This window comes from Bacillus sp. V2I10, from assembly GCF_030817055.1.
GTDB lineage: Bacteria > Bacillota > Bacilli > Bacillales > Bacillaceae > Bacillus_P.
Window position 1 is genome coordinate 256364 of record NZ_JAUSYV010000001.1, and the last position, 21865, is coordinate 278228.

General features: G+C 46.5%; 11 protein-coding genes, 9 tRNA genes and 6 rRNA genes. All 26 read right to left on the reverse strand.

The genetic code is table 11. The features are described from left to right. Positions 1-48: 48 nt before the first annotated feature. On the reverse strand, positions 49-2496 hold the full coding sequence (gene clpC / locus QFZ72_RS01450; protein ID WP_307428577.1) for an ATP-dependent protease ATP-binding subunit ClpC: 2448 nt from the start codon (positions 2494-2496) through the stop codon (positions 49-51). After that, positions 2493-3584: a protein-arginine kinase McsB gene (mcsB, locus tag QFZ72_RS01455; protein WP_307428580.1), complete on the reverse strand. Its 1092-nt coding sequence runs from the start codon at positions 3582-3584 to the stop codon at positions 2493-2495. The genes clpC and mcsB overlap by 4 nt, the downstream gene beginning before the upstream one ends. Before the next feature lies 1 nt (position 3585). Next, positions 3586-4131, reverse strand: coding sequence for a protein-arginine kinase activator protein McsA (gene mcsA, locus QFZ72_RS01460; RefSeq protein WP_307428582.1), 546 nt, complete (start codon positions 4129-4131; stop codon positions 3586-3588). Between the two features lie 16 nt (positions 4132-4147). Further along, complete coding sequence (locus QFZ72_RS01465) at positions 4148-4609, reverse strand: CtsR family transcriptional regulator (RefSeq protein ID WP_223438914.1); 462 nt, start codon at positions 4607-4609, stop codon at positions 4148-4150. Positions 4610-5338: 729 nt separating this feature from the next. Continuing rightward, a 5S ribosomal RNA gene (rrf, locus tag QFZ72_RS01470) occupies positions 5339-5454 on the reverse strand. A gap of 90 nt (positions 5455-5544) precedes the next feature. Beyond that, positions 5545-8475 (reverse strand): 23S ribosomal RNA (locus QFZ72_RS01475). Between the two features lie 233 nt (positions 8476-8708). Further along, positions 8709-10246, reverse strand: a 16S ribosomal RNA gene (locus QFZ72_RS01480). Positions 10247-10398: 152 nt separating this feature from the next. Next, positions 10399-10474, reverse strand: a tRNA-Ala gene (locus QFZ72_RS01485). Between the two features lie 17 nt (positions 10475-10491). Beyond that, positions 10492-10568, reverse strand: a tRNA-Pro gene (locus tag QFZ72_RS01490). Positions 10569-10572: 4 nt separating this feature from the next. After that, a tRNA-Arg gene (locus QFZ72_RS01495) sits at positions 10573-10649 on the reverse strand. A 14-nt stretch (positions 10650-10663) separates the two neighbouring features. Further along, a tRNA-Leu gene (locus QFZ72_RS01500) sits at positions 10664-10752 on the reverse strand. Positions 10753-10761: 9 nt separating this feature from the next. Beyond that, positions 10762-10833: transfer RNA gene (locus QFZ72_RS01505), tRNA-Gly, on the reverse strand. Positions 10834-10842: 9 nt separating this feature from the next. Further along, positions 10843-10923 (reverse strand) — tRNA-Leu (locus QFZ72_RS01510). Positions 10924-10937: 14 nt separating this feature from the next. Further along, positions 10938-11013: transfer RNA gene (locus QFZ72_RS01515), tRNA-Lys, on the reverse strand. A 33-nt stretch (positions 11014-11046) separates the two neighbouring features. After that, positions 11047-11122 (reverse strand) — tRNA-Thr (locus tag QFZ72_RS01520). Positions 11123-11168: 46 nt separating this feature from the next. Continuing rightward, positions 11169-11244: transfer RNA gene (locus tag QFZ72_RS01525), tRNA-Val, on the reverse strand. Between the two features lie 37 nt (positions 11245-11281). Next, positions 11282-11397 (reverse strand): 5S ribosomal RNA (rrf, locus tag QFZ72_RS01530). Positions 11398-11487: 90 nt separating this feature from the next. Beyond that, positions 11488-14418: ribosomal RNA gene (locus tag QFZ72_RS01535) — 23S ribosomal RNA — on the reverse strand. 233 nt (positions 14419-14651) lie between these two features. Further along, positions 14652-16189, reverse strand: a 16S ribosomal RNA gene (locus QFZ72_RS01540). The 16S, 23S and 5S rRNA genes sit together here with 9 tRNA genes alongside, the layout of an rRNA operon. A 286-nt stretch (positions 16190-16475) precedes the next feature. Next, positions 16476-17975, reverse strand: coding sequence for a lysine--tRNA ligase (lysS, locus tag QFZ72_RS01545; protein WP_252203053.1), 1500 nt, complete (start codon positions 17973-17975; stop codon positions 16476-16478). 92 nt (positions 17976-18067) lie between these two features. Next, the gene (gene dusB, locus QFZ72_RS01550; RefSeq protein WP_307428586.1) at positions 18068-19069 is read right to left on the reverse strand and encodes a tRNA dihydrouridine synthase DusB; all 1002 of its coding nucleotides are present in this window, start codon (positions 19067-19069) and stop codon (positions 18068-18070) included. Between the two features lie 22 nt (positions 19070-19091). Beyond that, positions 19092-19298, reverse strand: a complete 207-nt coding sequence (locus tag QFZ72_RS01555) for a helix-turn-helix domain-containing protein (RefSeq protein WP_070877677.1) — start codon at positions 19296-19298, stop codon at positions 19092-19094. Next, positions 19250-19774 carry a 2-amino-4-hydroxy-6-hydroxymethyldihydropteridine diphosphokinase gene (gene folK, locus QFZ72_RS01560; protein ID WP_252203050.1) on the reverse strand — a complete coding sequence of 175 codons (525 nt, stop codon included), beginning with the start codon at positions 19772-19774 and terminating at the stop codon, positions 19250-19252. The genes QFZ72_RS01555 and folK overlap by 49 nt, the downstream gene beginning before the upstream one ends. Continuing rightward, the gene (gene folB / locus QFZ72_RS01565) at positions 19771-20133 is read right to left on the reverse strand and encodes a dihydroneopterin aldolase (protein ID WP_307428592.1); all 363 of its coding nucleotides are present in this window, start codon (positions 20131-20133) and stop codon (positions 19771-19773) included. Before folB ends, folK begins: the two co-directional genes overlap by 4 nt. Then, entirely contained in the window at positions 20126-20983 is an 858-nt protein-coding gene (gene folP / locus QFZ72_RS01570; protein WP_307428595.1) for a dihydropteroate synthase, read from the reverse strand. The genes folB and folP overlap by 8 nt, the downstream gene beginning before the upstream one ends. A gap of 15 nt (positions 20984-20998) precedes the next feature. Continuing rightward, on the reverse strand, positions 20999-21862 hold the full coding sequence (pabC, locus tag QFZ72_RS01575; RefSeq protein WP_307428597.1) for an aminodeoxychorismate lyase: 864 nt from the start codon (positions 21860-21862) through the stop codon (positions 20999-21001). Positions 21863-21865: the final 3 nt, after the last annotated feature.

The following is a 21865-nucleotide window of genomic DNA, read 5'->3' on the forward strand; positions in this document are numbered from 1 at the left end:
GAGGCATACGTAAAGAATGTATGCCTCATGATATTTCGCCTTAGATGATTATTTTATTTTCTCTGCTTCTGCCTCAGAGCCTTTTACGATAAATTCTCCGTCCGTTACATCAAGTACGACTTTTTGGCCTTTCTCGATTGTGCCTTTCAGCAGTTCTTCTGACAGACGATCTTCTACATGCTTTTGAATGGCTCTTCTTAGAGGACGGGCACCGTATTCAGGATCAAATCCTTCATCTGCAATTTTATCCTGAGCGGCATCCGTCAGCTCAAGAACTAGATCCTGCTCTGCTAGACGTTTCATCAACTGATCCGCCATCAGCGTTACGATTTCTTTAATGTGCTTCTTCTCAAGAGAATGGAACACGATGATTTCATCAATACGGTTTAAGAACTCAGGTCTGAATGCTTTTTTGAGTTCACTCATTACCTTGCCTTTCATATCTTTATAATCCTGCGCTTCGTCCTGTACATTGAAGCCAACGTATTTGTTGCGTTTAAGCTCGCTCGCTCCAACATTTGAAGTCATGATTAAAATCGTATTTCTGAAATCAACCGTTCTTCCTTTAGAATCTGTTAAACGTCCATCCTCTAAAACTTGAAGGAGAATGTTAAAGACATCCGGATGTGCTTTTTCAATCTCATCAAGAAGTACAACTGAGTAAGGCTTTCTGCGAACTTTCTCTGTCAGTTGTCCGCCTTCCTCATAGCCGACATACCCTGGAGGCGAACCGACAAGTCTGGATGTAGAATGCTTCTCCATATACTCAGACATATCAATGCGGATCATCGAATCTTCGTCACCAAAAATAGATTCAGCAAGTGCACGTGCAAGCTCTGTTTTCCCTACTCCAGTAGGTCCCAAGAAAACGAAAGAACCGATTGGGCGCTTTGGATCCTTTAAGCCTGCTCTTGCACGGCGTACTGCTTTCGCAACTGCAACAACAGCCTCATCTTGGCCAATTACACGGTTATGAAGGATTTGTTCCATGTTCAGAAGTTTATCTGTTTCTTTTTGAGCAAGTCGTGATACAGGTATTCCAGTCCAGCTTGCCACAACCATGGCAATATCCTCAACTGTGACCTCGGAGTTTTCCTGACCTTGTTTTTCTTTCCATGTTTTCTTCGTTTCTTCAAGCTGTTCACGAAGACGCTGTTCTGTATCGCGCAATGAAGCTGCCTTTTCAAACTCCTGGCTCTGAACAGATGCATCCTTTTCTTTCCGTACTTCTTCAAGCTTCATTTCAAGCTCTTTTAAGTTTGGAGGAGTTGTGAATGAACGAAGGCGCACTTTTGAACCTGCCTCATCAATCAAATCGATCGCCTTATCTGGTAAGAACCGATCGGAAATGTAACGGTCTGAAAGTTTTACTGCAGCATCGATCGCTTCATCTGTAATGGATACTCTGTGGTGAGCCTCATAGCGGTCGCGAAGCCCTTTTAAAATCAGGATGCTTTCTTCAGCTGTAGGCTCATCAACCTGGATTGGCTGGAAGCGTCGTTCCAAAGCAGCATCTTTTTCAATATATTTGCGGTACTCATCAAGAGTTGTTGCTCCAATACACTGCAATTCACCTCTTGCAAGTGATGGCTTAAGAATATTTGAAGCGTCGATTGCGCCCTCTGCGCCTCCAGCTCCAATTAACGTATGCAATTCATCAATGAATAAAATAATGTTGCCTGCCTGGCGAATTTCGTCCATCACTTTCTTAAGACGGTCCTCAAACTCACCGCGGTATTTCGTTCCTGCTACAACAGTTCCCATATCTAGTGTCATCACTCGTTTATCACGGAGAATTTCAGGAACTTCATTATTGACGATTTGCTGAGCCAATCCTTCAGCGATTGCCGTTTTACCTACTCCAGGCTCCCCGATTAAGACAGGATTGTTTTTCGTTCTGCGGCTCAGTACCTCAATGACCCTCTGAATCTCTTTGCTTCTGCCGATTACAGGGTCTAAGCTGCCTTCACGTGCAATGGCAGTCAAGTCGCGTGCAAGACTGTCAAGGGTCGGTGTATTGGCATTGTTCATTGAGCCGCCCTGATGCCCCGAGCCTGATTCATTGCTGCCCAAAAGCTGAAGAACTTGCTGGCGTGCTTTATTTAAACTTACTCCAAGATTGTTCAGAACTCTTGCTGCTACACCTTCACCTTCACGGATAAGACCTAAAAGGATATGCTCAGTGCCAACGTAAGAATGACCAAGCTTTCTTGCTTCATCCATTGAAAGCTCGATGACTTTCTTCGCCCGCGGAGTATAGTGAATCGTTTGAGAAATTTCTTGTCCTCTCCCGATTAGGCTCTCTACTTCTTTTTGAATTTTATCTGAACCAAGGCCAAGTGCTGTCAGTGCTTTTGCAGCAATTCCTTCGCCTTCGCGTACAAGACCGAGAAGAATATGCTCAGTGCCGATATTATTATGTCCCAGTCGAACTGCTTCCTCTTGTGCTAGTGCAAGAACTTTTTGAGCCCGCTCAGTGAATCTTCCAAACATCATACTTCATCATCCTCCATCCTTCTGACCATTTCTAGGTTTAATCTTTCTCTTATTAAGGAAGCTCTTCTTATATCCCGTTCATCCGGTCTTAAAGCCCCGCCCGAATACTGCTGCAGAAAACCAGGCTGAGTTAAAATCATTAACTCATTTAATATGTTTCTGGAAATGTCTTTAATAATATTTAAGTCTATTCCCAGCCTGACATCTGATAAACATTTGGCGGCTTCTTTAGACTCGATTATACGGCTGTATGTCAGAGTGCCGAGAGATCTGAACACACGGTCTTCAAGCGGTATCTGCGACGTTTTATATAAGGCTTCGCGTGCAGAACGCTCTTTGTCAATCAGCTGATGGACAACACTCAGCAAATCCTCTACTATATCGTCTTCAGACTTCCCCAGTGTAATCTGATTTGAAATCTGAAAGATGTTACCTAATGCTTCGCTGCCTTCCCCGTAAATTCCTCTAACAACCAGACCTAATTGATTAATTGCCGGAATAATCCGGTTCATCTGCTGTGTCAGGACAAGTGCAGGCAAGTGCATCATAACAGATGCTCTAAGGCCTGTTCCGACATTCGTCGGACAGCTTGTTAAGTATCCTCTCTGCTCGTCAAATGCGTAATCTACAGCGTGTTCCATCCAATCGTCCAGCCCGCTTGCTGATTTTAATGCTTCTTTCAGCTGAAGGCCTGGATATAAACATTGAATTCGAATATGATCCTCTTCATTCAGCATAATGCTGACTTCTTCATTTTCTGATAATAAACATCCTCCAAAAGAAGAATCTTCCGCTAAATTCGGACTAATTAAATGTTTTTCAACTAAAACCCTTTTTTGAATGGGCAGCAGATCTTCCATCCTGAGCATTTCAAGCTTGCCAATTTCATTCACACTTTTATCCGAAAAAGTTTCTTCAAAAAGGGATAAAATTTCCTGCGATTCTTCGTTTGACGCAATTGTTGGAAACTTATATTTCTCAATATTTCTTGCAAGCCTGACCCTGCTGCTGAGAACAATGTCAGAATCAGGTCCTTCCTTGCTCATCCAGGCGCTCATTGCCTGATTGATAAATTGCTGGAGTGACATATCAGGATTCTCCTCCTCTGGAACTTTTTAATTTCAGTTCAAGCGAACGGATTTCATCTCGAGTCTCAGCAGCTTTTTCAAATTCTTCTTGCTGTATCAAATCCTTAAGATTCTGTTTTAATAACTCTATTCGTTTGCGGACGTGAATGCTACCGCCAATTCGTTCAGGAATTTTACCCGCATGAACAGTGTTTCCGCTATGGACCCTTCTTAAAATAGGATTTATCTGATCATTAAAAGTCCGATAGCACTCCGAACAGCCAAAACGGCCGACTTTTGTAAACTGCTGATATGTCATCTGACATCTGCTGCACTGCAAAACTTCATTTTTCTTAAAAACATCCTGTTTAGTTTTTGAAATAGAAGGTTCCATATTTAATAAACCTGCTAATAAGTTATTGATTGAAAAACCAGTACTGTTGTCTATAAACATCGAACTGTTATCCTGTGCACATTGTTCACAAATATGAATCTCTGTCTTTTCGCCGTTCACTACTTTTGTAAAATGAAAAGTTGCCGGCCTTTCATTGCAATCCTGGCAAATCAAGTCTGTTCACCTGCTTTCATCGGTATTTCAAGGAAGTCAGCATAGCTTTTATCATCCTTGCCCTTAACTCGTCTCTATGCGGCAAATCAATATATAAGACGGAACGGTCAATTACACTCAACATAATCTTCGCTTCACGTCTTGAAATCACTTCTTCATTAACCAGCCTTAAAATAAGATCTTCAGCAGCGGTTTGCGAAATCCGTCTATCGATAATTCCCAATATCTGATCAATTAAGTGGGCAGCATCATTCGATTTCACCTTAATGATACGAATGTAGCCTCCGCCGCCTCTCTTGCTCTCTACTATATACCCTCTTTCAATAGTAAAACGCGTATTAATCACATAATTTATTTGTGAGGGCACACATTGAAACTTATCCGCAATCTCGCTTCTTTTGATTTCAACGATTTCTTTGCCGCTCGTAGTAAGCACCTGCTTCAAATACTGTTCAATGACATCCGAAATATTCCGCACTCCGCCTCCCCCTAACTTGACTTTGACTATATTTGACTTTAACACTAATATAAAACGAAGTTCAATTTTTTTCAACTTATAACCACTAATTTACCTATTTCCATTATTAACGGCAGTGAAACATTTTTAAACAGGAATTACCATTTTATTTATTGGCTGCTTAAAGGAATTTATAAATAAGGAGTAAAAGCATGGAGGGGTTATATTATATATACGTCTAATAAAATGGATTCATGAAAGGGAATATCTTTTTCTAATTAGAATGTCGGTTTATTACCTTCCTCACCGCTCATACATTATTTGAGACCGTTCAGACCGGCTGAAGCACTGTAGTTTGCAAATGCTATAAATGATGAATTTACCAAAGGCAGCTAGATAAAGAGCAATTTCGGGAGTATTTTGATATGTACTGGTTCTCATTTTGAAACTACTCTTCTTATTTTGAGCCTCATCCCCATCATACACTGGTTTATCTCCTTCCTAGAAGAGCATTTATGTACACTCACCGGTCATTTGTGCTCGTTCAAGGCCAAGTTATAAGCGCTCGAACAAAATGCGCGCTCTGCACGGTTTTATGGTCGTGCAGCCATTCCTTCTAATCGGTGCAGTCCTACTAAAAAGCAAAACCAGCTTCCAACCGCCATCCCTGTAATTGTCCTTTGTCCTTTGCCATTTTATCTTTTACATACACAAAAAAGAACAGCATCTCTGCTGTTCTTTTTTATGCGTGCCTGGCAACGTCCTACTCTCACAGGGGGAAACCCCCAACTACCATCGGCGCTAAAGAGCTTAACTTCCGTGTTCGGCATGGGAACGGGTGTGACCTCTTTGCCATCATCACCAGACAATATGCAATTGATTAGAAAGAATGTTATTCTTTCAAAACTAAATAACGTTTGATAACAAGATTCACTTACATTTACACATATTAGACTGTGGTTAAGTCCTCGAACGATTAGTATCTGTCAGCTCCACACGTCACCGCGCTTCCACCTCAGACCTATCAACCTGATCATCTTTCAGGGTTCTTACTCACTTGCGTGATGGGAAATCTCATCTTGAGGGGGGCTTCATGCTTAGATGCTTTCAGCACTTATCCCTTCCGCACATAGCTACCCAGCGATGCCTTTGGCAAGACAACTGGTACACCAGCGGTGCGTCCATCCCGGTCCTCTCGTACTAAGGACAGCTCCTCTCAAATTTCCTGCGCCCACGACGGATAGGGACCGAACTGTCTCACGACGTTCTGAACCCAGCTCGCGTACCGCTTTAATGGGCGAACAGCCCAACCCTTGGGACCGACTACAGCCCCAGGATGCGATGAGCCGACATCGAGGTGCCAAACCTCCCCGTCGATGTGGACTCTTGGGGGAGATAAGCCTGTTATCCCCGGGGTAGCTTTTATCCGTTGAGCGATGGCCCTTCCATGCGGAACCACCGGATCACTAAGCCCGACTTTCGTCCCTGCTCGACTTGTAGGTCTCGCAGTCAAGCTCCCTTGTGCCTTTACACTCTGCGAATGATTTCCAACCATTCTGAGGGAACCTTTGGGCGCCTCCGTTACATTTTAGGAGGCGACCGCCCCAGTCAAACTGCCCACCTGACACTGTCTCCCAGCCCGATCAGGGCTGTGGGTTAGAATTTCAATACAGCAAGGGTAGTATCCCACCAATGCCTCCACCGAAGCTGGCGCTCCGGCTTCCAAGGCTCCTACCTATCCTGTACAAGCTGTACCAAAATTCAATATCAGGCTACAGTAAAGCTCCACGGGGTCTTTCCGTCCTGTCGCGGGTAACCTGCATCTTCACAGGTACTATAATTTCACCGAGTCTCTCGTTGAGACAGTGCCCAGATCGTTACGCCTTTCGTGCGGGTCGGAACTTACCCGACAAGGAATTTCGCTACCTTAGGACCGTTATAGTTACGGCCGCCGTTTACTGGGGCTTCAATTCAAAGCTTCGCTTGCGCTAACCTCTCCTCTTAACCTTCCAGCACCGGGCAGGCGTCAGCCCCTATACTTCGCCTTGCGGCTTCGCAGAGACCTGTGTTTTTGCTAAACAGTCGCCTGGGCCTATTCACTGCGGCTTTTCAGGGCTATGAACCCTAAAAAGCACCCCTTCTCCCGAAGTTACGGGGTCATTTTGCCGAGTTCCTTAACGAGAGTTCTCTCGCTCACCTTAGGATTCTCTCCTCGCCTACCTGTGTCGGTTTGCGGTACGGGCACCTCTCACCTCGCTAGAGGCTTTTCTTGGCAGTGTGGAATCAGGAACTTCGGTACTAAATTTCCCTCGCCATCACAGCTCAGCCTTATATGAGAAGCGGATTTGCCTACTTCTCAGCCTAACTGCTTGGACGCGCATATCCAACAGCGCGCTTGCCCTATCCTCCTGCGTCCCCCCATTGCTCAAATGGTGAGGAGGTGGTACAGGAATATCAACCTGTTGTCCATCGCCTACGCCTTTCGGCCTCGGCTTAGGTCCCGACTAACCCTGAGCGGACGAGCCTTCCTCAGGAAACCTTAGGCATTCGGTGGAGGGGATTCTCACCCCTCTTTCGCTACTCATACCGGCATTCTCACTTCTAAGCGCTCCACCAGTCCTTACGGTCTAGCTTCAACGCCCTTAGAACGCTCTCCTACCACTGTTCGTAAGAACAGTCCACAGCTTCGGTGATACGTTTAGCCCCGGTACATTTTCGGCGCAGAGTCACTCGACCAGTGAGCTATTACGCACTCTTTAAATGGTGGCTGCTTCTAAGCCAACATCCTGGTTGTCTAAGCAACTCCACATCCTTTTCCACTTAACGTATACTTTGGGACCTTAGCTGGTGGTCTGGGCTGTTTCCCTCTTGACTACGGATCTTATCACTCGCAGTCTGACTCCCAAGGAGCAAGTCTTTGGCATTCGGAGTTTGACTGAATTCGGTAACCCGATGAGGGCCCCTAGTCCAATCAGTGCTCTACCTCCAAGACTCTCATACTTGAGGCTAGCCCTAAAGCTATTTCGGAGAGAACCAGCTATCTCCAGGTTCGATTGGAATTTCTCCGCTACCCACACCTCATCCCCGCACTTTTCAACGTGCGTGGGTTCGGGCCTCCATTCAGTGTTACCTGAACTTCACCCTGGACATGGGTAGATCACCTGGTTTCGGGTCTACGACCACGTACTAAAACGCCCTATTCAGACTCGCTTTCGCTGCGGCTCCGTCTCATCAACTTAACCTTGCACGGGATCGTAACTCGCCGGTTCATTCTACAAAAGGCACGCCATCACCCATTAACGGGCTCTGACTACTTGTAAGCACACGGTTTCAGGATCTTTTCACTCCCCTTCCGGGGTGCTTTTCACCTTTCCCTCACGGTACTGGTTCACTATCGGTCACTAGGGAGTATTTAGCCTTGGGAGATGGTCCTCCCTGCTTCCGACGGGATTTCTCGTGTCCCGCCGTACTCAGGATCCACTCTGGAGGGAACGAAGTTTCGACTACAGGGTTATTACCTTCTCTGACGGACCTTTCCAGGTCGCTTCATCTACCCCGTTCCTTTGTAACTCCGTATAGAGTGTCCTACAACCCCAAGAGGCAAGCCTCTTGGTTTGGGCTAATTCCGTTTCGCTCGCCGCTACTTGGGAAATCGCGTTTGCTTTCTCTTCCTCCGGGTACTTAGATGTTTCAGTTCCCCGGGTCTGCCTTCATTATCCTATGTATTCAGATAAAGATACTGTTCCATTACGAACAGTGGGTTTCCCCATTCGGAAATCTCTGGATCAAAGCTTACTTACAGCTCCCCAAAGCATATCGGTGTTAGTCCCGTCCTTCATCGGCTCCTAGTGCCAAGGCATCCACCGTGCGCCCTTCATAACTTAACCTAAATGGTCAATCGCATCATCAGATGCGTTTCGCATTTCGTTGTTTGTTTAGACATAAATGTCTAGAAAATCACTAATTATGGTAAGCGTAAATCTCAGTGAATTACTTGTTATCAATTACGTTATCTAGTTTTCAAAGAACAACCGACAAATCAGATGATTTGTCTTCTATCATAGAGAGAATGATCTCTCAAAACTAAACAAAAACCAAAAGCGTCCTCATATATCCTTAGAAAGGAGGTGATCCAGCCGCACCTTCCGATACGGCTACCTTGTTACGACTTCACCCCAATCATCTACCCCACCTTAGGCGGCTGGCTCCTTGCGGTTACCCCACCGACTTCGGGTGTTGCAAACTCTCGTGGTGTGACGGGCGGTGTGTACAAGGCCCGGGAACGTATTCACCGCGGCATGCTGATCCGCGATTACTAGCGATTCCAGCTTCATGCAGGCGAGTTGCAGCCTGCAATCCGAACTGAGAATGGTTTTATGGGATTGGCTAAACCTCGCGGTCTCGCAGCCCTTTGTACCATCCATTGTAGCACGTGTGTAGCCCAGGTCATAAGGGGCATGATGATTTGACGTCATCCCCACCTTCCTCCGGTTTGTCACCGGCAGTCACCTTAGAGTGCCCAACTGAATGCTGGCAACTAAGATCAAGGGTTGCGCTCGTTGCGGGACTTAACCCAACATCTCACGACACGAGCTGACGACAACCATGCACCACCTGTCACTTTGTCCCCCGAAGGGGAACCTTCTATCTCTAGAAGTGGCAAAGGATGTCAAGACCTGGTAAGGTTCTTCGCGTTGCTTCGAATTAAACCACATGCTCCACCGCTTGTGCGGGCCCCCGTCAATTCCTTTGAGTTTCAGTCTTGCGACCGTACTCCCCAGGCGGAGTGCTTAATGCGTTAGCTGCAGCACTAAAGGGCGGAAACCCTCTAACACTTAGCACTCATCGTTTACGGCGTGGACTACCAGGGTATCTAATCCTGTTCGCTCCCCACGCTTTCGCGCCTCAGCGTCAGTTACAGACCAGAGAGTCGCCTTCGCCACTGGTGTTCCTCCACATCTCTACGCATTTCACCGCTACACGTGGAATTCCACTCTCCTCTTCTGCACTCAAGTTTCCCAGTTTCCAATGACCCTCCCCGGTTGAGCCGGGGGCTTTCACATCAGACTTAAGAAACCGCCTGCGCGCGCTTTACGCCCAATAATTCCGGACAACGCTTGCCACCTACGTATTACCGCGGCTGCTGGCACGTAGTTAGCCGTGGCTTTCTGGTTAGGTACCGTCAAGGTGCGAGCAGTTACTCTCGCACTTGTTCTTCCCTAACAACAGAGTTTTACGATCCGAAAACCTTCATCACTCACGCGGCGTTGCTCCGTCAGACTTTCGTCCATTGCGGAAGATTCCCTACTGCTGCCTCCCGTAGGAGTCTGGGCCGTGTCTCAGTCCCAGTGTGGCCGATCACCCTCTCAGGTCGGCTACGCATCGTTGCCTTGGTGAGCCATTACCTCACCAACTAGCTAATGCGCCGCGGGCCCATCTGTAAGTGACAGCCGAAACCGTCTTTCCAACTTGAACCATGCGGTTCAAGATACTATCCGGTATTAGCTCCGGTTTCCCGGAGTTATCCCAGTCTTACAGGCAGGTTGCCCACGTGTTACTCACCCGTCCGCCGCTGACCTCCTAAGAGGTCCGCTCGACTTGCATGTATTAGGCACGCCGCCAGCGTTCGTCCTGAGCCAGGATCAAACTCTCCGAAGAAAATTTGTGACTCAATTTGTTGCTGACTTAAAAATTTAAAACGTTTGGTACGCTTTTGGTTTTGTTTAGTTTTCAAAGATCATTTGCTTCAAGTGCAACTTTTAAATCATATCATTGTTGAATCATTAAGTCAACAATTTTTTAAAAGTAATTGGTGGAGCCTAGCGGGATCGAACCGCTGACCTCCTGCGTGCAAGGCAGGCGCTCTCCCAGCTGAGCTAAGGCCCCTAATTAAAAGTTGAAAATGGTCGGGAAGACAGGATTCGAACCTGCGACCCCTTGGTCCCAAACCAAGTGCTCTACCAAGCTGAGCTACTTCCCGTATATGGCGCGCCCGATAGGAGTCGAACCCATAACCTTTTGATCCGTAGTCAAACGCTCTATCCAATTGAGCTACGGGCGCATATATGATATAAGTGGTGCCGAGGACCGGAATCGAACCGGTACGGTAGTCACCTACCGCAGGATTTTAAGTCCTGTGCGTCTGCCAGTTCCGCCACCCCGGCGCAAGTAAGAGCGGAAGACGGGATTCGAACCCGCGACCCCCACCTTGGCAAGGTGGTGTTCTACCACTGAACTACTTCCGCAAAATATGATGCGGGTGAAGGGACTCGAACCCCCACGTCAAAGACACTAGATCCTAAGTCTAGCGCGTCTGCCAATTCCGCCACACCCGCATATTAAGGAAAAATGGTGTGCCATGAAGGACTCGAACCTTCGACCCTCTGATTAAAAGTCAGATGCTCTACCGACTGAGCTAATGGCACATAGTTTATAAAAAACCTGTTTCAGCAAAAAAGTGGTGCCGGCAAGAGGACTTGAACCCCCAACCTACTGATTACAAGTCAGTTGCTCTACCAATTGAGCTACACCGGCATTTAATAGTAAGTTTCGCTGATATTAAGCAGCTGTAAAGAATAAATGGTGGAGGATGACGGGCTCGAACCGCCGACCCTCTGCTTGTAAGGCAGATGCTCTCCCAGCTGAGCTAATCCTCCATTACAGCACTTTCGTGCTCAAGTATAAAAGTATACTGCCTGGCAACGTCCTACTCTCACAGGGGGAAACCCCCAACTACCATCGGCGCTAAAGAGCTTAACTTCCGTGTTCGGCATGGGAACGGGTGTGACCTCTTTGCCATCATCACCAGACAATATGCAATTGATTAGAAAGAATGTTATTCTTTCAAAACTAAATAACGTTTGATAACAAGATTCACTTACATTTACACATATTAGACTGTGGTTAAGTCCTCGAACGATTAGTATCTGTCAGCTCCACACGTCACCGCGCTTCCACCTCAGACCTATCAACCTGATCATCTTTCAGGGTTCTTACTCACTTGCGTGATGGGAAATCTCATCTTGAGGGGGGCTTCATGCTTAGATGCTTTCAGCACTTATCCCTTCCGCACATAGCTACCCAGCGATGCCTTTGGCAAGACAACTGGTACACCAGCGGTGCGTCCATCCCGGTCCTCTCGTACTAAGGACAGCTCCTCTCAAATTTCCTGCGCCCACGACGGATAGGGACCGAACTGTCTCACGACGTTCTGAACCCAGCTCGCGTACCGCTTTAATGGGCGAACAGCCCAACCCTTGGGACCGACTACAGCCCCAGGATGCGATGAGCCGACATCGAGGTGCCAAACCTCCCCGTCGATGTGGACTCTTGGGGGAGATAAGCCTGTTATCCCCGGGGTAGCTTTTATCCGTTGAGCGATGGCCCTTCCATGCGGAACCACCGGATCACTAAGCCCGACTTTCGTCCCTGCTCGACTTGTAGGTCTCGCAGTCAAGCTCCCTTGTGCCTTTACACTCTGCGAATGATTTCCAACCATTCTGAGGGAACCTTTGGGCGCCTCCGTTACATTTTAGGAGGCGACCGCCCCAGTCAAACTGCCCACCTGACACTGTCTCCCAGCCCGATCAGGGCTGTGGGTTAGAATTTCAATACAGCAAGGGTAGTATCCCACCAATGCCTCCACCGAAGCTGGCGCTCCGGCTTCCAAGGCTCCTACCTATCCTGTACAAGCTGTACCAAAATTCAATATCAGGCTACAGTAAAGCTCCACGGGGTCTTTCCGTCCTGTCGCGGGTAACCTGCATCTTCACAGGTACTATAATTTCACCGAGTCTCTCGTTGAGACAGTGCCCAGATCGTTACGCCTTTCGTGCGGGTCGGAACTTACCCGACAAGGAATTTCGCTACCTTAGGACCGTTATAGTTACGGCCGCCGTTTACTGGGGCTTCAATTCAAAGCTTCGCTTGCGCTAACCTCTCCTCTTAACCTTCCAGCACCGGGCAGGCGTCAGCCCCTATACTTCGCCTTGCGGCTTCGCAGAGACCTGTGTTTTTGCTAAACAGTCGCCTGGGCCTATTCACTGCGGCTTTTCAGGGCTATGAACCCTAAAAAGCACCCCTTCTCCCGAAGTTACGGGGTCATTTTGCCGAGTTCCTTAACGAGAGTTCTCTCGCTCACCTTAGGATTCTCTCCTCGCCTACCTGTGTCGGTTTGCGGTACGGGCACCTCTCACCTCGCTAGAGGCTTTTCTTGGCAGTGTGGAATCAGGAACTTCGGTACTAAATTTCCCTCGCCATCACAGCTCAGCCTTATATGAGAAGCGGATTTGCCTACTTCTCAGCCTAACTGCTTGGACGCGCATATCCAACAGCGCGCTTGCCCTATCCTCCTGCGTCCCCCCATTGCTCAAATGGTGAGGAGGTGGTACAGGAATATCAACCTGTTGTCCATCGCCTACGCCTTTCGGCCTCGGCTTAGGTCCCGACTAACCCTGAGCGGACGAGCCTTCCTCAGGAAACCTTAGGCATTCGGTGGAGGGGATTCTCACCCCTCTTTCGCTACTCATACCGGCATTCTCACTTCTAAGCGCTCCACCAGTCCTTACGGTCTAGCTTCAACGCCCTTAGAACGCTCTCCTACCACTGTTCGTAAGAACAGTCCACAGCTTCGGTGATACGTTTAGCCCCGGTACATTTTCGGCGCAGAGTCACTCGACCAGTGAGCTATTACGCACTCTTTAAATGGTGGCTGCTTCTAAGCCAACATCCTGGTTGTCTAAGCAACTCCACATCCTTTTCCACTTAACGTATACTTTGGGACCTTAGCTGGTGGTCTGGGCTGTTTCCCTCTTGACTACGGATCTTATCACTCGCAGTCTGACTCCCAAGGAGCAAGTCTTTGGCATTCGGAGTTTGACTGAATTCGGTAACCCGATGAGGGCCCCTAGTCCAATCAGTGCTCTACCTCCAAGACTCTCATACTTGAGGCTAGCCCTAAAGCTATTTCGGAGAGAACCAGCTATCTCCAGGTTCGATTGGAATTTCTCCGCTACCCACACCTCATCCCCGCACTTTTCAACGTGCGTGGGTTCGGGCCTCCATTCAGTGTTACCTGAACTTCACCCTGGACATGGGTAGATCACCTGGTTTCGGGTCTACGACCACGTACTAAAACGCCCTATTCAGACTCGCTTTCGCTGCGGCTCCGTCTCATCAACTTAACCTTGCACGGGATCGTAACTCGCCGGTTCATTCTACAAAAGGCACGCCATCACCCATTAACGGGCTCTGACTACTTGTAAGCACACGGTTTCAGGATCTTTTCACTCCCCTTCCGGGGTGCTTTTCACCTTTCCCTCACGGTACTGGTTCACTATCGGTCACTAGGGAGTATTTAGCCTTGGGAGATGGTCCTCCCTGCTTCCGACGGGATTTCTCGTGTCCCGCCGTACTCAGGATCCACTCTGGAGGGAACGAAGTTTCGACTACAGGGTTATTACCTTCTCTGACGGACCTTTCCAGGTCGCTTCATCTACCCCGTTCCTTTGTAACTCCGTATAGAGTGTCCTACAACCCCAAGAGGCAAGCCTCTTGGTTTGGGCTAATTCCGTTTCGCTCGCCGCTACTTGGGAAATCGCGTTTGCTTTCTCTTCCTCCGGGTACTTAGATGTTTCAGTTCCCCGGGTCTGCCTTCATTATCCTATGTATTCAGATAAAGATACTGTTCCATTACGAACAGTGGGTTTCCCCATTCGGAAATCTCTGGATCAAAGCTTACTTACAGCTCCCCAAAGCATATCGGTGTTAGTCCCGTCCTTCATCGGCTCCTAGTGCCAAGGCATCCACCGTGCGCCCTTCATAACTTAACCTAAATGGTCAATCGCATCATCAGATGCGTTTCGCATTTCGTTGTTTGTTTAGACATAAATGTCTAGAAAATCACTAATTATGGTAAGCGTAAATCTCAGTGAATTACTTGTTATCAATTACGTTATCTAGTTTTCAAAGAACAACTGACAAATCAGTTGATTTGTCTTCTATCATAGAGAGAATGATCTCTCAAAACTAAACAAAAACCAAAAGCGTCCTCATATATCCTTAGAAAGGAGGTGATCCAGCCGCACCTTCCGATACGGCTACCTTGTTACGACTTCACCCCAATCATCTACCCCACCTTAGGCGGCTGGCTCCTTGCGGTTACCCCACCGACTTCGGGTGTTGCAAACTCTCGTGGTGTGACGGGCGGTGTGTACAAGGCCCGGGAACGTATTCACCGCGGCATGCTGATCCGCGATTACTAGCGATTCCAGCTTCATGCAGGCGAGTTGCAGCCTGCAATCCGAACTGAGAATGGTTTTATGGGATTGGCTAAACCTCGCGGTCTCGCAGCCCTTTGTACCATCCATTGTAGCACGTGTGTAGCCCAGGTCATAAGGGGCATGATGATTTGACGTCATCCCCACCTTCCTCCGGTTTGTCACCGGCAGTCACCTTAGAGTGCCCAACTGAATGCTGGCAACTAAGATCAAGGGTTGCGCTCGTTGCGGGACTTAACCCAACATCTCACGACACGAGCTGACGACAACCATGCACCACCTGTCACTTTGTCCCCCGAAGGGGAACCTTCTATCTCTAGAAGTAGCAAAGGATGTCAAGACCTGGTAAGGTTCTTCGCGTTGCTTCGAATTAAACCACATGCTCCACCGCTTGTGCGGGCCCCCGTCAATTCCTTTGAGTTTCAGTCTTGCGACCGTACTCCCCAGGCGGAGTGCTTAATGCGTTAGCTGCAGCACTAAAGGGCGGAAACCCTCTAACACTTAGCACTCATCGTTTACGGCGTGGACTACCAGGGTATCTAATCCTGTTCGCTCCCCACGCTTTCGCGCCTCAGCGTCAGTTACAGACCAGAGAGTCGCCTTCGCCACTGGTGTTCCTCCACATCTCTACGCATTTCACCGCTACACGTGGAATTCCACTCTCCTCTTCTGCACTCAAGTTTCCCAGTTTCCAATGACCCTCCCCGGTTGAGCCGGGGGCTTTCACATCAGACTTAAGAAACCGCCTGCGCGCGCTTTACGCCCAATAATTCCGGACAACGCTTGCCACCTACGTATTACCGCGGCTGCTGGCACGTAGTTAGCCGTGGCTTTCTGGTTAGGTACCGTCAAGGTGCGAGCAGTTACTCTCGCACTTGTTCTTCCCTAACAACAGAGTTTTACGATCCGAAAACCTTCATCACTCACGCGGCGTTGCTCCGTCAGACTTTCGTCCATTGCGGAAGATTCCCTACTGCTGCCTCCCGTAGGAGTCTGGGCCGTGTCTCAGTCCCAGTGTGGCCGATCACCCTCTCAGGTCGGCTACGCATCGTTGCCTTGGTGAGCCATTACCTCACCAACTAGCTAATGCGCCGCGGGCCCATCTGTAAGTGACAGCCGAAACCGTCTTTCCAACTTGAACCATGCGGTTCAAGATACTATCCGGTATTAGCTCCGGTTTCCCGGAGTTATCCCAGTCTTACAGGCAGGTTGCCCACGTGTTACTCACCCGTCCGCCGCTGACCTCCTAAGAGGTCCGCTCGACTTGCATGTATTAGGCACGCCGCCAGCGTTCGTCCTGAGCCAGGATCAAACTCTCCGAAGAAAATTTGTGACTCAATTTGTTGCTGACTTAAAAATTTAAAACGTTTGGTACGCTTTTGGTTTTGTTTAGTTTTCAAAGATCATTTGCTTCAAGAGCAGCTTTATAATAATAACAAATTCACTTTATTAAGTCAAGCACTCTTTTCAACTTTTTATTTTTGTGTTTGTCCGCTTTTTTTGCGGCAACGTTTAATAATATATCACCGCTAACACTTTTAAGCAAGACTTTTTTACAAAAAAATAAAATAAAAAAACCTCCGTACTTGAACGGAGGTTTTTAACCGATATTAACGATGTCTCATATGCGGGAATAACAATACATCCCTAATAGAAGATGAGTTTGTCAGAAGCATAACAACACGGTCAATTCCGATTCCAAGACCGCCTGTTGGAGGCATTCCGTATTCCAAAGCTTCAATGAAGTCTTCGTCCATCATATGCGCTTCGTCATTTCCTTGTTCTCTTTCTTGAAGCTGTGCTTCAAAGCGCTCTTTTTGATCGATTGGATCATTGAGTTCTGTAAATGCGTTCGCATGCTCGCGCGCTACAATGAATAATTCAAAACGATCAGTGAAACGAGGATCTTCATCATTCTTTTTCGCAAGAGGAGAGATTTCAACAGGATGACCAAAGATAAATGTCGGTTCAATTAAATGCTCTTCTACTTTTTGCTCAAAAAATTCATTGATGATATGGCCTACAGTCATGTTTTTGTTAATTTCAACATTATGCTCCGCTGCATGTGCACGCGCTTCTTCCACGGTCATTTCCTGCCAGAAGTCTACACCTGTACGTTCTTTGATTGCATCAACCATGTGCAGTCTTGTCCACTCAGGCTGAAGATCAATCTCATATTCGCCATAAGTCACTTTTGTAGATCCAGTTACCTCTTTTGCAATATGAGCAATGAGATTTTCGGTTAATGACATGATGTCTCTATAGTCTGCATAAGCCTCATAAAGCTCAATCATCGTGAATTCCGGGTTATGGCGCGTAGAAATTCCTTCGTTTCTGTATACACGGCCGATTTCATATACTTTTTCCATTCCGCCCACAATTAGTCTCTTCAAATGAAGCTCAATCGCGATGCGCATGTACAATTGCATATCAAGTGCGTTGTGATGCGTTACAAACGGACGTGCTGATGCTCCGCCTGCAATTGTATGCATAGTTGGTGTTTCGACCTCTAAGTATCCGTTTTGGTCCAAATAACGGCGCATAGACTGAATGATCTTGCTTCGTGCAATAAATGTGCTTTTGCTTTCGTCGTTCATGATTAAATCAAGGTATCTTTGACGGTAGCGCTGCTCGATGTCTTTTAAGCCATGAAATTTGTCTGGAAGAGGACGCAACGATTTTGTCAGCAATTCAAAGCTTGTGACTTTAATAGAAAGCTCGCCCACTTTTGTTTTGAACATAACTCCTGTAACACCGACAATATCCCCTAAGTCAGCTGTAGTAAAAAGCTCATACTGCTCATCGCCTACAGCATCTTTACGCACATAGATCTGAATTTGCCCTTCAATGTCTTTAATGTGCGCAAATCCCGCTTTGCCTTTGCCGCGCTTGGTCATGATTCTTCCGGCAAGCGTAACAGAAATTTCTCTTTCTTCAAGATCTTCTTTTGAAATTTCACCGTACTCTCGCACCAATTGTGCTGTATAACCTGTACGCTCGAAGCGTTTGCCGAATGGATCCAAACCTTTTTCGCGAAGTGTATGTAGTTTTTCCCGTCTTACTTTCAGCTGGTCATTCAGTTCTTCGTGGGTTAATTCTTCGTGACTCAAAAAAATCAGCTCCTATTCTATTATTTACGAACGAAAGCAGAAAAACTGCCAGTTCAAACTGGCAGTATGCAATCGCTGCGTTGAAAGACAGATTATCCTGCCTGAATGCTGTTTTGTTGTTTTGCTTCTACCTCTAAAATAAACTCATCAAGCAAGTTTACAAGCTCATCTCTTGTATCCATTGTATTAATGGCGTTTCTTACGATGGCGTTGCCGCGGATTCCTTTAAGGTACCATGCAGCATGCTTTCTCATTTCTCTGACAGCTACCGTTTCACCTTTTAATGCAATCAAGCGGTCTAAGTGAAGCTTGCACACATCCATTTTTTCGCGTACAGACGGCTCACCGATCAATTCTCCTGTATCCAGATACTGAACTGTACGATAGATCATCCATGGGTTTCCAAGTGCTGCACGGCCAATCATGACGCCATCAACACCTGTTTCATCAAGCATTCTTTTTGCATCTTGAGGTGTTTGGACATCACCATTTCCGATAACGGGAATATTGACAGATTGTTTAACTTCTTTAATGATATCCCAATTTGCCGTTCCTTCATACATTTGAACTCTTGTGCGGCCATGAAGCGCTACAGCTTTTCCGCCCGCTCTTTCAACTGCTTGAGCATTTCTGACAGCATAGATATGTTTGTCATCCCAGCCCATGCGCATTTTAACAGTAACAGGTTTATCTACTGCATCAACAACAGCTGAAACCATGTCATAAATTTTGTCCGGATCAAGTAGCCATCTTGCACCTGCATCACATTTCGTAATCTTAGGTACAGGGCACCCCATATTGATATCAATAATATCTGCAGTCGTATTCTTCTCAACGAATTTAGCTGCTTCTACCAGCGTATCTTTTTCGCCTCCGAAAATTTGAAGGCTTAATGGTTTTTCGCGTTCATCAATATACAGCATGCCCATTGTTTTGGCATTGTTATAAAGGATCGCTTTATCGCTGACCATTTCAGCACAAACAAGACCCGCTCCAAATTCTTTTACTGTCAGACGGAATGCAGAGTTGCAGACTCCAGCCATCGGCGCAAGAACAACGCGGTTTTTCATTTGAATATCGCCTATTTTAAACATTATTTGACCTCCTTTCTACGATTCAATCTCTTGGTGATAATTCTTCTATGGTGACGTTCAGCGCGGCGGCTACTTCTTGTATCAACTGATCATTCGGCAGTCTGTTTCCCCGTTCAACTTCACCTAAAACAGAAACAGAAATACCCAGGTCTTTTGCAAAGCCTTCTTGAGTATATCCTTTTAGCTTTCGAAAAGCGCGAATACGTCTTCCCCATTTTTCTGCTTCCATATTCGTACTCCTTTTTTATCTGTTAATTGATCTATAATCATCGAAAGCGGCTGCTCGCTGTTTGGAATACTTATATCTGGTTGTATCTCATAAAGCGGTATTAATACGAACGAGCGTTCTAACATCCTTGGGTGAGGAATAATTAGGTGCTCTGTTTCAATATTTTCGTGATTAAACAATAAAATGTCAAGGTCTAAAGTTCGCGGACCCCATTTTAATTCTCTTTTTCTGCCAAGCTCTTTTTCAATCTCCTGCATGACAGCCAGCAGCTGAAACGCTGATAATTCTGTGCGGACGGAGAGCACCATGTTCAAAAATGCATCCTGATCCACGTACCCGACTGGATCTGTTTCATAAATAGAGGAAATATTTTCTACCTCTATAGCTGGATGCTCGTGTAAGCTTAGGATGGCATCTTTTACATAACGCTCTCTGTCTCCTATATTAGATCCAAGTGCAAGAAAGGCCTTGTTCATGTCCGGCCTCTTTTGATTTCAACCGAAACATGCTGATAATGCCCCGGGATTGGAGGATCTGGCTTGTACAGCTTTACTGTGCAATTAATCACCTGCTGAAATTCCTTCAGCACTTGCTCCGCTATCTTTTCCGCAACAGACTCCACAAGCTTATACGGCTTCCCTTCAGCAATGTTTTTGCAGATGTGATAGAGAGAAGCATAATTTACTGTATGCTGAAGATCATCTGTCCGTCCGGCTTCCCGCAAATCAAGCTCGACCGTAAGATCCGCGCGAAACCGCTGGCCTAGTTTCGTTTCTTCTGAGAATACACCGTGATACCCGTAGAATTCCATTCCGCTCACAACAATTTTATCCATGAACAGCCGCCCCTTTTCCAAGCATCGCATCCATCATCCTTGCCATCCTTGCAATACCCTGGACATCATGCACACGCACAATGCTGCACCCTTTTTCAATGCCGAGGCACACGGTCGCGCCCGTCCCTTCCATTCTATCAGAAGGAGGGAGGTCAAGAATGCGGCCAATGAAGGATTTTCTTGATGTTCCTAAAAGGACCGGATAGCCAAGCTTCGTAAATGTTTCAAGGTTTCTCATGACAACGAGGTTATCTTCCATCGTCTTTGCAAAACCTATACCCGGATCTAAAATAATCTTATCATCCTGTACACCCGCCCGCTTAACAATTTCAACACTTTCATTAAGATCGGCGATCATATCGGGAATCAGGCTGTCGTATTTCCGCTCTGGCCTATTGTGCATTAGAACAATAGGAACATTATACTTAGCCGCTACAGCAGCCATATTTGAATCTGCTTTAGCTCCCCATACATCGTTGATTATGGTCGCTCCTGCAAGTATGGCCTGTTCAGCCACATCCGCTTTATACGTATCAATAGATATTGGAACTTTGACGTCATTAGAAAGTTTTTCAATAATCGGAACCACTCTTTTGATCTCTTCAGCAGAATCAACATACTCTGCCCCAGGTCTTGTGGATTCCCCGCCAACATCAATAATATCCGCCCCGTTTGCAATCATCTCTTCTGCATGTGCAAGGGCAGAATCTATTTGATTAAATTTCCCTCCATCAGAAAAAGAGTCCGGAGTGAGGTTTAAGATTCCCATGATAAAGGTCTTTTCACTTAGGTTTAAATGATAAGGGCCGCATGATAGTTGTTTCTTATTGGCAAGTATAATCGTGTCCATCTTCTCATCAATCCTTTACAGCTCAAATCTGCTTTTCAGCAGCATTGTATTTTGCTTATACATCTTCTGTAGTGTTTGCGTAATTTCACCTTTTTTCCCTAAAAAAGATTGGGAACCAATTTCTTTTAAAGGAATGATCTCCTGAACAGAATTTACCGCAAATACCTCATCAGCTTTTAGCAGCTTTTCTGTTGGATAGAAACCTTCCTCCGCTTGCAGGCCGATTTTTTCTAAACAGCGCATAATAAACTGGCGGGTAATCCCATTTAAAATACCAGTATCAATTGAAGGAGTATATACGATATGATTTTTTACCCAAAAAAGGTTAGATACAATTCCTTCTGCCACAAAACCTTCTTTTGTTAAAAAAATGCCTTCAATTGATAGGTCATTGCCAATTTCATGCTTGGCCAGAATATTATTAAGATAATGATGCGATTTCAGACGCTGCTCTCCCTCAGGGGTATTGCGCGGCAGCGATAAGATACGCCCGCTCTTTTCAAGGTTCTCAGGCATTTCAGGCAGCTTCCTCATAAAGAGCATCACAGTCGGCTCCATGTATTCTATTGCCCCAAAAGCAAACCCGCCGGCACCTGCTGAAACATTTAAACGAACGGAGACGTTCTCGTTCTCCAGCTGATTAAGGACAAGCAGCTTCTGAATCACATCCTCAATCTTAAGAGCGGATAGTTCTAAGCGGATGTGAAGCTCTTCCATGGCACCCTGCAGACGCTGCAAGTGATCGTCCAGCAAAAAAGGATGCCCCTTATACAGCCTGAATGTTTCAAATGCCCCTAATCCATACAAATATCCATGATCAAAAGGGGAGATTTTTGCTTCCTCTGCTTTTACATAGTCTGAATTAAGGTAAATATACATATC